Here is a 10915-nt window from a genome sequence, read left to right on the forward strand (position 1 = left end):
GGGATGGTCTCCCGTCACACAGTTACCCGTTTGGGTCCACGGGAACTGTCTCCTCGTCCGGTTCGATCCCGGCGTCGAGGTCGAACTCCCGGTTGAGAGTCCGGATCCGATCGCGAATGTCCGCCGCGAGTTCGAACTCCAGGTCCGCGGCGGCGGCCTCCATCCGGGACTCCAACTCCTCGATGAGGGCGGCGGCTTCCGCCTCGTTCTCGGGGTCCCGTCCCGAGATGGAATCCGTCGCCTCGCCGGAGCCCGGGAGATCGATCTCGCCGACTGGCTTGTCGATCGTGCTGGCTTCGACGTCGTGGGTCTCGTTGAACTCCCGCTGGATCTCCCGCCGACGGCGGGTCTCCTCGATCGCGTCGTCCATCGCGTCGGTCACCGTATCGGCGTAGAGGACGACCTCGCCTTCCAGGTTGCGGGCGGCCCGACCCATCGTCTGAATCAGCGAGGTGCGAGAGCGGAGGAAGCCCTGGCGGTCGGCATCGAGGATCGCGACCAGCGAGACCTCGGGGATGTCCAGTCCCTCGCGGAGCAGGTTGATCCCGACCAGCACGTCGAATTCGCCCAATCTGAGGCCACGCACGAGTTCGTGGCGTTCGAGGGTGTCGGTCTCGTCGTGCATGTACTCCACCGCGACCCCCGCTTCTTCGAGGTATTCGGTGAGGTCCTCGGCCATCCGCTTGGTGAGGGTGGTGACGAGCACGCGTTCGTCTGCCTCGACCCGGTCGTCGATTCGGGCGAGCAGATCGTCGATCTGATTTTCGGCCGACGCGACCTCGACAGCAGGATCGAGCAGGTAGGTCGGCCGGACGATCTGTTCGACGACCTGGCCGGATTGCTCGCGCTCGTACTCGCCCGGCGTCGCACTGACATAGAGCGTGCGATCGGTCCGGGCCTCGAACTCCTCGAAGGTCAGGGGCCGATTGTCAAAGGCCGTCGGCAACCGGAACCCATTCTCGACCAGGGATTCCTTGCGCGAGCGGTCGCCCTCGTGTTGACCCCGGATCTGCGGCACGGTGCGGTGGGACTCGTCGATGACAGTCAGGAAGTCATCGGGGAAGTAATCCAGCAAGGTGTAGGGGGCCTCGCCGGACTCCCGATCGGAGAGATACAGCGCGTAGTTCTCGATGCCCGAACAGTAGCCGGTCTCCTGGAGCATCTCCAGGTCGAAGGTCGTGCGCTCCTCGATGCGCTGGGCGGCGACCAGATCACCCTGACGCTCGAAGTACCGGACCCGTTCTTTCATGTCTTCCTCGATCCCCTCGATGGCCGATTCGAGGCGTTCCTCGGGCAGCGAGTAGTGCTCGGCCGGGTGGATCAGCGTCGCCGGTTCCGCCGAGACCACACGTTGTTCGAGGGGGTCGAGTTTCGAGAGCCGGTCGATCTCGTCGCCCCAGAACTCTACCCGGACGGCATAGCGGCCGTACATGGGGAAGATCTCGACGGTGTCACCTCGCACGCGGAACGTGCCCTGGGTGAAATCCACGTCGTTTCGCTCGTAGTTGAGATCGACCAGCGAGGCAAGCAGTTCCTCGCGATCGATGCGATCACCCTGTTCGAGGCGCAGTGCCATCTCCTCGTAGTTCGTCGGGTCCCCGAGCCCGTAGATGGCCGAGACGGAGGCCACGACGATCACGTCCTCTCTGGTGAGCAGCGAACGCGTCGCGGAGTGTCTGAGTCGGTCGATTTCCTCGTTGATCGAGGCGTCCTTGTCGATGTAGGTGTCGGACTGCTCGACGTAGGCCTCGGGCTGGTAGTAATCGTAATAGGAGACGAAATACTCGACGGCGTTTTCGGGGAACAACTGGCTGAACTCCTCGTAAAGTTGGGCCGCCAGGGTCTTGTTGTGGGCGATGACAAGCGTGGGCACGTCGAGCTGTTCGACCGTCCAGGAGACGGTATTGGTCTTCCCGGAGCCGGTCACCCCCAGGAGTGTCTGTGTGTCCATCCCCGACTGGAAGCCCTCGACCAGCGCGTCGATGGCGTCGGGCTGATCGCCGGCCGGATCGAAGGGGGCCTCGACCCGAAACGACCGGTCGACGTCCGGTCGGTCCGGAGAGAGTGGGCCTGCCGAGTCGCTCATTGTTCGATCCTAGCCGTCGAGGAACTTACGTCCAGCCCATGCGGAAGTGCCTGGCGCGGCCAACAGCGACTGGTGGCGAACAGGTGACACCGACGAGTCGCGGCCACGGTGTGTCACGCCGCCGGAATTCCGGCGGCCGGGGTCCGTTTTCGGACAGCCGAATGGACGGAGACGCCCCGCTATTTTCGGCCCGTGGCCGAGCAGGCTGTCACATGAGACGCCATGGGCCGGTGTTCGAATATAAAGGTACGCACCGTGGCGGCGGCTTTCGGTGGCGACCGGTTGGTGAACCGATCCGTTCGTCGGTGCACTCGATCGACTCCCGGAGCCGGTTCGTCAACTATTGATGTTGGTGGGCCGTCGGTGTAAATCATCGCATGCCGACGAGTTTGAGTGGCGCGTTTACGACAGCGGTGATGCCGATCATCGCCGTCGCCGTGGTGGGCTATCTCTTCGCGCGTGTCTATGACGTCGACATCGACCCGCTGAACACCGTCGGCCTCTATGTCATGATTCCGGCCCTGGCGTTTCACAGCATCGCCACCACCCCGCTTGGCGGGGGCGAGGTCCTGAAACTGACCGCGGGCGTCCTCGCGTACGCGGCCATCATGGTGGTGATCGCCGGCGCTGTCGGTCGGTTCCTCGGGACTTCCGAGGCCCTGCTCGGGGCGTTGATACTGGCAAGCGCGTTCCCGAACTCCGGGTTCATCGGCATTCCCCTCTCCGAGTTCGCGTTCGGGGCGATCGGTCGCACGATGGCGGTTCTCTATCTCACCGTCCAGAACGTCGTCGTCTATACCCTCGGGGTCTACATCGCCTCCCGCGGGACCGATCGGGACCCTCGCGAGTCCGTCCGCGAGATCTTTCGGCTGCCACTTATCTACGCCGTTATTCTCGCCGTCCTGTTCAGGGCGTTGGGCGTACTGCCGGCGGATGGCAGCGCGACCGCGGGAGCCATTATGGCGACGATTCAGATGGTCGGCGACGCCGCTATCCCCCTCATGCTCCTCATCGTGGGGATGAAACTCGCGGAGACGGACATCCAGGCGCTCTCGAAGACGGTCACGCCGACCGTTCTCAAACTCGGCGTGGCGCCGATCGTGGCGTTCGCAATTGCGCTGGTGCTGGGCTTCGAGAACGTCACCGTCGCCCGCACGTTCGTCATCGAGAGCGCGACGCCGGCCGCCACGGTGCCCCTCGCCTTACTCATCGAGTACAGCCCCGAGGTCGGCCCCGACGAGATCGACCCGGCCGAGTACCTGAGCACCGTGATTTTCGTCACGACCGTGCTCAGTATCGGCGTCCTCACCGGTCTCGTCTACGTCCTCCAGGCCGGGCTGGTGTTTTGAGAGGCAACCGCACCGTGTGGCTTTTGTACCACCTGGTTAAACAACCAGGTAATGAAACGGCGAACGTTCGTCAAACGCGTGGGTGCAGCGGGCATCGCCGGCCTGGCTGGCTGTGCCGGTCCCGATGCCGACAGCCGGGGAACCACCACGGGCACGAGCGGCGGGACCGACGAACTCGCCGGCACGCTCCGGGTCGCGACCTACGAGCCGTTCGTCGACGCCCCGAGCGTGAGCCCGGGGGCATGGATCAAGGAGGCGTTCGAGTCGGCCTATCCCGACGCCACGATCGAGTGGCAGACGCCGAACTCGGGGCTCAACCACTTCATCCAGCAGGCCCAGTACGACGATGAGATCGAGGCGGACGTGTACGTCGGGCTCAACGCCGACGACCTCGTCCGCGCGGACGACGAACTCGGCGAGACCGAACTCTTCGAGCCGCTGTCGGCCGACACACTCTCGAACGGCGACAGCCTCATCGAGGAGCTGCGATTCGATCCGGCCGGCCGCGCCGTTCCCTTCGACACGGGATACATCAGTCTGGTCTACGACGCGGGCGAGATCGACGAGCCCCAGACCTTCGCGGACCTGATCGAGCCGGCCTTCGAAGACACGCTGCTCCTGCAGAACGCCCAGACGAGTGATCCGGGGCGGGCTTTCCTCCTCTGGACGATCGCGAACCGGGGCGAAGCGAACTTCCTCGATTACTGGCAGGCCCTGATGGACAACGGCGCGCGGATCGCGGGGGACTGGAACGCGGCCTATACCGCCTACTCGAATGCGGAGCGGCCCGCCGTTGTCTCCTACTCGACCGATCAGGTCTATGCCCACCGCAACGACGTGGACATGCAGCGCCACCAGATCGCCTTCCTGGACGACCAGGGGTATGCCGTCCCCGAGGGAATGGCTCGCTTTGCCGACGCCGCGAAGCCCGAATTGGCCACGGCCTTCCTCGATTTCATGCTCGAACCACGAACGCAGTCCGAGATCGCGGTCCGGAACGTCGCCTTCCCGGCCACCACGACCGCCGACCCGCCCGAGAGCTTCACGGAGTACGCCCACCGCCCGCCGGAGACGGTGACCCACACCTACGACCAACTCGCCGGATCGATCGACGACTGGGTCTCGGCGTGGGCCGAACAGATCGCAAGCGGGTGAGCATGAACTTAAAGCGGGGTGGTGGCCGGATCGGTCGGCTGCAGTACTGGACCGGGGAGTACGCACTCCGGGGAGTGGCTGTCGTGACCGCCATCGTTCTGGTGGTGCTGTTCTACTACCCGGTCGGGACGGTCCTCGCGAACGGGCTGTTCGGGTCGGTCGAGGGGACGAACCCGGTGCTCGCGGTTCTCGGCTCGGAGTTCTACCTCGGTGCGGCGAGTGGGCTCACGGACCCCTCGGCCGTTCCTGGTGGCGTGCTGGACTGGATGCGAGCCGGGTTTCCAGCCGTCGACTTCGGTTTGGTCGGCTTCACGGTCTATCAGGCGCTGCTGTCGACACTCGCGAGTCTGGCCCTCGGGCTTCCAGGGGCGTCTCTCCTCGCCCACTACGACTTTCCGGGCCGGGAGACAGTTCGGTCGCTCACGATGTTGCCCTTCGTCCTGCCCTCGATCATGGTGGCGATCGGTTTCGTCGCGATGTTCGGGGATCAGGGGGTGCTGAACAGCTTCCTCGGTTGGCTGGGTCTGGAGTCGGTCTCGGTGATGTACACCCTTCAACTGGTCGTGCTTGCCCACGCCTTCTACAACGCGCCGCTCGTGACCCGGATCGTGGGGGCCGCGTGGGCGGGGCTGGACCGATCGAAGATCGAGACGGCCCGCGGGCTTGGGGCCGGGCCGATTCGTGCCTTCGTCGATGTGACACTGCCCCAGTTGGGTCCCGCGATCCTGGCCGGCGCGCTTCTGACCTTCCTCTTTACGTTCATGTCCTTCCCCATCGTGCTGGCACTGGGTGGGCTCGAACTCGCGACGGTGGAGGTCTGGCTGTACGCCCGCGTCCAGCAACTCGAACTCGCCCAGGCCGCCGGCCTGGCCGTGGTCGAGACGGTGATCACCCTCTCGCTGACCTACGCCGCACTGCGCTACGAGAGCGGCCAGCGCGGGCTCGGCCGGGGACCGAACCGGAAACCGCTTATCGGCTCGCTCCGCGATCCGCGTCGCCTCGGCCTACTCGCGTATGGGCTCGTCGTGGGGATTGTCTTCCTCGGGCCGATCCTGAGCATGGTCGTCGAGAGCCTGACCGGACCAGGCGGGCCCACGCTCGAACACTACGCCTTTCTCCTCGAACGCCAGGCGACCGGTGCGAGCTATCAGGTCAAGCCGCTACCGGCGATCCGCAACTCACTCATGTTTGGGCTGGCAGCCCTCGGGATTGCAGTTCCGATGGGCGTGACGGTGGCGGTCCTCGAAGATTCCCGTATCCCCGGGAGCCGCCTGCTTGGCACGCTGCTGATGGCGCCCCTCGCGGTGAGCGGAATCGTCCTCGGTCTCGGCCTGTTACAGGGACTCGTGTTTGGAACCGAGCTGTTCGGCCACCGGATCACCGTGACCGGGCCGGTCGCGATCGTGGCTGCCCACGCCGTCGCTGCCTACCCCTTCGTCACCAGAACGGTCTCTCCCATGCTCCAGCAAGTCGATCACCGACTCGTGGAGACAGCCCGGGTGCTGGGGGCCTCCCGCGGACGAGCGCGGTTTGACGTCGAACTGCCGCTGGTCCTCCCGGGGATCGTCGCCGGGGCCGCGCTGGCCTACGCGATCAGCGTCGGCGAGTTCGACTCGACGATCATATTGGCCGAGGGGAGTTCGAGTTACACGATGCCCGTGGCCGTCGAGCGCTATCTCGGAAACCGGACCCTCGGCCCGGCGACGGCCATGGGGACAGTGCTGCTCGGCGTCACGGCGATTAGCTTCGTCGTCATCGATCGCGTCGGGGGGTGGTGGGAGCCATGACCCGCGTCGAACTCACGGGGGTCAGCAAGCGATTCGGGGGCGAACTCGCCCTCGAGGACGTCTCGCTCTCGATCGACGACGGCGAGTTTTTCACGCTCGTCGGGCCCTCCGGCTGTGGCAAGACCACGACCCTGCGAATCCTCGCTGGCCTGACCGAGCCCTCGGCGGGCACGGTCCGGTTCGACGGTCAGTCGATGGCCGGGATCCCACCCGAGGATCGAAACGTCGGCATCGTCTTCCAGAACGTCTCGCTGTTCGAGCACCGAACTGTCGCCGAGAACGTCGCCTACGGGCTCAAGTTCCACGACCCACCCGGTGGCGTCACACGGGAAAAGCGAGTCGCGGAGTTGCTCGACCTGGTCGATCTGGGCGGACTGGGCGATCGGGACCCCGCAACCCTCTCCGGGGGGCAACAACAGCGAGTCGCCCTCGCCAGGGCGCTCGCTCCGGGGCCCGACCTGCTGTTGCTCGACGAACCGATGAGCGCACTCGACGCCAGTCTCCGGGACCGACTCCGGAAGACGGTCGCGAGGATCCAATCCGAGCTCGGGATTACCACGATATACGTTACTCATGATCAATCGGAGGCGCTCTCGATGAGTGATCGCCTCGCCGTGATGCGGGCGGGCCGGATCGAACAGGTCGGCCGACCGGAGACCGTCTACGAGCAGCCAGCAAATCGCTTCGTCGCCCAATTCGTGGGCGAGAACAACCTCTTCGAGATACAGCAGGTCGACGGGGACATCGTCACGATCGAGGGCGGGCAACAGTTTCGAGTTAGGCCCCCCGTTTCAACTGGAGATGTCCTCGCTGTCAGGCCGACTGCGTTGCATCTGGGCACGGACGACAACCAACTCGAAGTCGAGGTCGAGCGGGTGGCGTTCCACGGCACGGGGTACACCCTTCACTGTGACATTGCGGGCCGAGAACTGGTCGTCGAGAGCGACCGGCCGGCCGAAGGGATCGTTACTGTTGGATTCTCGCGGTCGGCGGTCACGGTCCTGCCGGCGGCGTGATGGGCCGAATCGGTGGTTTAGGGCGCGACACCGACAGTAAGGAGCGTGCCGTAGGTGTGATACCGTTCGATCATGGCCTCGCGAGTCTCGAAGGATTCGGTGGGGAACGCATCGGCCGGCGGGATCTCGACCTCGCGGTCCGGAATGTTGTCCTGCTCGGCGACGTACAACCCGGCCTCCCTGAAGGCCTCGCGGTACTCCTCGCGACTCCAGCGGGTCATCGGGATCTCGATGTACTCCTGCCACTCGTGTGAGTGGACGTTCTCCTCGTAGTAATCCACCGCACAGTAAACCGTGCCCCCGGGAGAGAGGACCCGGCGGAGTTCGGACAGGACTTCGACCGGATCCTCGGCGTAGTAGATCGCCTCCATCGAGAAGGCGTGATCGATCGAGTTCTCGGCAAAGGGAAGGGCCTGGAAGTCACTTCGGAGAAAGGCGATGGCATCGTCCTCGGTGTAGGATCTGGCGTTTGCGACCATCTCCGGGGCGGCGTCCAGGCCGTAGCCGCGAGCGATCGAGCGTTCCCGGAGGGCCCGGAGGGCATACCCACTTCCAGTCCCCAGGTCGAGGACGGTGTCCCCCTCCTCGATAGGCATCCGGGCGAGGGCGTGTTTGGCCGTGTGCCAGTGGCGCTCCTCCATCCCGCGGTCTTTGCCCTCCTGGGCCCAGGCGTCGAACGCTTCTCGAATGCTCATGGAGACCCTCCCGTAGTCATGTTCGAAGGCACACGCGCCACCGTGAAAACCGCTCCGGGAGCCCCTGTGCTTATGCCCCGTGGCCGGGTTGCTCCCGTATGGCCTATGACCTCGCGATCGACGGCGCCCCGACCACCGTGGCGGCCGGCACGTCGATCCTCCTCAAACATCCCAGCATCGGTGGGACGGACCCGATCGATACGGGTTTTCTGCGCCCCGGGAACGAGCGCGCGCTCGTGGTTTCGACCCGGACCACCGCCCGAGAAGTGGCCGAAAAACTGGCCCATTACGGGGTCGATACCGATCGGACGGCGATCCTGGATACGCTCAGCATCGATCGAGGATACTCACGCCGGCGTCAGCAGGGGGTGCAGTACGTCTCCGCCCCGGACGACGTAGCGGGGATCGTCGAGGCCGTCGAGGCGTTTCTGTCCGAGCGCCAGTCCGGGGGCCGGCTTAGTTTCGATTCGATCTCGGAGTTGGCCTACTACGCTGGCGAGGACGCCGCAGCCAGCGCGCTCGCCCAGTTAAGCGAGTTGGTGGCCGAAAACGACGCCGTCGCGCTCTTTCACGTCTCGCCGGAGGTTCACGAGAACACCGTCCTCGAACGGTTCGAACGGGCCTGTAACGCGGTGATCGAACTGAGTGCGGACGGCCAGATGCGAACGCAGTTCTAGTGCAAACTCGCCGAAAAGTTCAGTCGTCCCGCCAGGTCTCGGGGACTTCGATCATGTACTTGCCGTCTTCGCGGAGCGCGACGATGTGTTCCTCCCGATCGTAGAGTTCCATCAGGTTCAGTTCGTACTGGCCCGGTTCGACGATCCGGATGCTCTCGAACTGGTCGTTGAGTTCCTCGCGAAGGGTCTCCAGGTCGGTGTCGGCCGCGGAATCAGGCTCGTCGACCACGCGTCCACCTTCGGTGGGCGGGGTTTCGCCTGCCGATTCCCCCTCGGCGCTCGGTGCAGTCGACCCGCCGGCCGACCCCGCCGAGGCGGTGTTCGAGGGAAGCTCGGAGAGATCGGCGACGTCACCGCGGGCGGAGGCCTGTGCTCGATCCTCGGAAGACGAATCCTCGCTTGGCGTGTCCTGGGCGACGACCTCGGCGTCCTCAGCCGATTCGTCCGGATCGGGCTCCGACCCGGCGTCACCGACGTACTCCTTGACGGTCCGGGCCGCCCGACCCATCCGCCCAGTGACCGACTCCTCGGAGAGGGGTGGGTCCGGCGGTTCCTCGGATGTGGACGTCTCCGCTGGACTGGCCCCCTCCGGGATGTACTGGAAGGTGTTGCCACCACAGTGAGGACAGCCCGAGAGCATCTCCTTTGAGCCGTCCGGGAACGTCGCCGAGCAGTTCGTACACTGGTGGGGCATCGGCTATCGCCCCGAGATGAGTGCGCGGATGAGCGTCTCGTCTTTCTGGAGCGAGTGAATCTGATTGGCCGGGCCAATTACTGTGAGTTTGGCGTTCGAGGATTGGCCACCGATCAGTCGAGAGAGGAAGTTTCCGCTGCCCGCCGCCGACTGTGGGAAACTCTCGATCTCGATGCCCGAGAAGTCATCCGGGTTGATCTCGGTCATCGTGACTTCGATGAGTTTGGACTCCTCGTCGGGGGTGAGGCCCTCCTCGAGGATGACGATGTTCCCGTCCCGCACGTCATCGAGGATCATCCGGATCTTCTCCATCGAGGTCTTATCGCGCATCCGCTGCCCGGAGATCAGCTCGATCTGGACCCCGTCCGCCGTCTCGTGTTCGATTCCTGCCATACTATCACCCGAAGTACGCCGCGATCTTGTCGTACACTTCGTCCATGTTGTCCCCCTCCAGCGCCGAGAGCGGCACCGTTTCGTGCTGGGGGAAGGCGTTCTCGATACGGCTGATCTGGGCCTCATCGAGGTCGATCTTGTTCGCGAAGATCAGGACCGGCAGATCCCGGGACTCGATGATCCCGATCAGCATCGTGTTCACCTGGGTGAACGGATCCTCCGCCGAGTCCAGGACGTAAATCACGCCGTCGACGTCCTCCCGAAGCCAGTGCATCGCCTCCGCGACCCCCTCGGTGGCCTCCCGGGAACGCCGGACGGCCTCGTCTTTCTCGATGTCGTGATCGAGGAACTCGGTGTAATCGACCTTCGTCGTCACGCCCGGCGTGTCGACGATGTCGATCGTCACCGTCTGTCCGTTGCGTTCGATCTCGACGTTCTCTTTGCGACGGGCCCGCCGCGTCTCGTGAGGGATCTGTGATTCCGGTCCGATGGCGTCGCCGGTCCAGTCCCTGGCGATTCGGTTTGCGAGTGTCGTCTTCCCCGCGTTCGGCGGCCCGTAGATGCCGATACGTTTCGGTTCCCCATTGCTCTCGAAGAAGGCGTCCGCGACCCGAGAGATGCTATTTCGTAGGCTTCCGAGCAGTCCCATTATGACCCACCTTGTGCGTCCCGGGGCTTGAAATCTCCGGACACGTCTACCCGTGCAGGCTGTAACGCCTTAAGTCTACAGGCAGAGCGGGCGACTGGTCCGGATCAGCAGTCCGCACCAAGCAGTTCCAGTTGAAACAGAGCGGTTGGGACCGCCCCGGTGATTTCGACTGGAACGCGGGCAACAGGCATCGCTTCCGAGAAACAGCTGCGATTGTTTTCGGTGAACCTCCGGCCGAATCGGTTGGAGTTGAGACTGTGTGACTAGATTCCGTGATTCAGTTATCGCTCCAGTAACATATCGAAAGTAAGAGTGTTCAGGACAGCACCCCTCCCCCACCCCTTTGTTTCGTGTGGAGCGCGAAAACAGCGTGGTGACGGGTTCAGAAACAGGATTCTTTTCTTAGATAACTTA

Annotated in this window: 10 protein-coding genes; 5 read left to right on the plus strand and 5 right to left on the minus strand. The window is 64.4% G+C overall.

Going from position 1 to position 10915, the window contains the following annotated elements:
- Window positions 1-22: 22 nt before the first annotated feature.
- On the minus strand, window positions 23-2086 hold the full coding sequence (gene uvrB / locus HSR6_RS10705; RefSeq protein WP_070365866.1) for an excinuclease ABC subunit UvrB: 2064 nt from the start codon (window positions 2084-2086) through the stop codon (window positions 23-25).
- 377 nt (window positions 2087-2463) lie between these two features.
- Here uvrB and HSR6_RS10710 point away from each other — a divergent pair, with 377 nt between their 5' ends.
- The 4 genes from HSR6_RS10710 to HSR6_RS10725 are packed head-to-tail and all read left to right on the plus strand — an operon-like array spanning window position 2464 to window position 7393.
- Window positions 2464-3435: an AEC family transporter gene (locus HSR6_RS10710; RefSeq protein WP_071933598.1), complete on the plus strand. Its 972-nt coding sequence runs from the start codon at window positions 2464-2466 to the stop codon at window positions 3433-3435.
- Between the two features lie 51 nt (window positions 3436-3486).
- On the plus strand, window positions 3487-4590 hold the full coding sequence (locus HSR6_RS10715) for a thiamine ABC transporter substrate-binding protein (protein ID WP_071933599.1): 1104 nt from the start codon (window positions 3487-3489) through the stop codon (window positions 4588-4590).
- A 2-nt stretch (window positions 4591-4592) separates the two neighbouring features.
- Complete coding sequence (locus tag HSR6_RS10720; protein ID WP_071933600.1) at window positions 4593-6377, plus strand: ABC transporter permease; 1785 nt, start codon at window positions 4593-4595, stop codon at window positions 6375-6377.
- The gene (locus HSR6_RS10725) at window positions 6374-7393 is read left to right on the plus strand and encodes an ABC transporter ATP-binding protein (protein WP_070365870.1); all 1020 of its coding nucleotides are present in this window, start codon (window positions 6374-6376) and stop codon (window positions 7391-7393) included. Before HSR6_RS10720 ends, HSR6_RS10725 begins: the two co-directional genes overlap by 4 nt.
- Before the next feature lie 17 nt (window positions 7394-7410).
- Here HSR6_RS10725 and HSR6_RS10730 read toward each other — a convergent pair whose 3' ends face one another.
- The gene (locus tag HSR6_RS10730) at window positions 7411-8088 is read right to left on the minus strand and encodes a class I SAM-dependent methyltransferase (RefSeq protein ID WP_070365871.1); all 678 of its coding nucleotides are present in this window, start codon (window positions 8086-8088) and stop codon (window positions 7411-7413) included.
- Window positions 8089-8186: 98 nt separating this feature from the next.
- Here HSR6_RS10730 and HSR6_RS10735 point away from each other — a divergent pair, with 98 nt between their 5' ends.
- The gene (locus HSR6_RS10735; protein WP_070365872.1) at window positions 8187-8765 is read left to right on the plus strand and encodes a DUF7090 family protein; all 579 of its coding nucleotides are present in this window, start codon (window positions 8187-8189) and stop codon (window positions 8763-8765) included.
- A gap of 19 nt (window positions 8766-8784) precedes the next feature.
- Here HSR6_RS10735 and HSR6_RS10740 read toward each other — a convergent pair whose 3' ends face one another.
- Genes HSR6_RS10740 through HSR6_RS10750 form a run of 3 tightly spaced genes read right to left on the minus strand, consistent with a single transcriptional unit; the run spans window position 8785 to window position 10501 of the window.
- Window positions 8785-9459, minus strand: coding sequence for an OapC/ArvC family zinc-ribbon domain-containing protein (locus HSR6_RS10740; protein WP_071933601.1), 675 nt, complete (start codon window positions 9457-9459; stop codon window positions 8785-8787).
- A 3-nt stretch (window positions 9460-9462) separates the two neighbouring features.
- A complete protein-coding gene (locus HSR6_RS10745; RefSeq protein WP_070365874.1) occupies window positions 9463-9852 on the minus strand; it encodes a DUF2073 domain-containing protein in 390 nt (129 codons plus the stop codon).
- A gap of 4 nt (window positions 9853-9856) precedes the next feature.
- The gene (locus HSR6_RS10750; protein ID WP_070365875.1) at window positions 9857-10501 is read right to left on the minus strand and encodes an Era-like GTP-binding protein; all 645 of its coding nucleotides are present in this window, start codon (window positions 10499-10501) and stop codon (window positions 9857-9859) included.
- Window positions 10502-10915: the final 414 nt, after the last annotated feature.

Source organism: Halodesulfurarchaeum formicicum, from assembly GCF_001886955.1.
Classification (GTDB): domain Archaea; phylum Halobacteriota; class Halobacteria; order Halobacteriales; family Halobacteriaceae; genus Halodesulfurarchaeum; species Halodesulfurarchaeum formicicum.

What these genes read in the sequence shown, in the direction of transcription:
- uvrB (WP_070365866.1), bottom strand. Translation starts at nt 2,086, where the DNA reads ATGAGCGACTCGGCAGGCCCACTCTCTCCGGACCGACCGGACGTCGAC.
- HSR6_RS10710 (WP_071933598.1), top strand. Translation starts at nt 2,464, where the DNA reads ATGCCGACGAGTTTGAGTGGCGCGTTTACGACAGCGGTGATGCCGATC.
- HSR6_RS10715 (WP_071933599.1), top strand. Translation starts at nt 3,487, where the DNA reads ATGAAACGGCGAACGTTCGTCAAACGCGTGGGTGCAGCGGGCATCGCC.
- HSR6_RS10720 (WP_071933600.1), top strand. Translation starts at nt 4,593, where the DNA reads ATGAACTTAAAGCGGGGTGGTGGCCGGATCGGTCGGCTGCAGTACTGG.
- HSR6_RS10725 (WP_070365870.1), top strand. Translation starts at nt 6,374, where the DNA reads ATGACCCGCGTCGAACTCACGGGGGTCAGCAAGCGATTCGGGGGCGAA.
- HSR6_RS10730 (WP_070365871.1), bottom strand. Translation starts at nt 8,088, where the DNA reads ATGAGCATTCGAGAAGCGTTCGACGCCTGGGCCCAGGAGGGCAAAGAC.
- HSR6_RS10735 (WP_070365872.1), top strand. Translation starts at nt 8,187, where the DNA reads ATGGCCTATGACCTCGCGATCGACGGCGCCCCGACCACCGTGGCGGCC.
- HSR6_RS10740 (WP_071933601.1), bottom strand. Translation starts at nt 9,459, where the DNA reads ATGCCCCACCAGTGTACGAACTGCTCGGCGACGTTCCCGGACGGCTCA.
- HSR6_RS10745 (WP_070365874.1), bottom strand. Translation starts at nt 9,852, where the DNA reads ATGGCAGGAATCGAACACGAGACGGCGGACGGGGTCCAGATCGAGCTG.
- HSR6_RS10750 (WP_070365875.1), bottom strand. Translation starts at nt 10,501, where the DNA reads ATGGGACTGCTCGGAAGCCTACGAAATAGCATCTCTCGGGTCGCGGAC.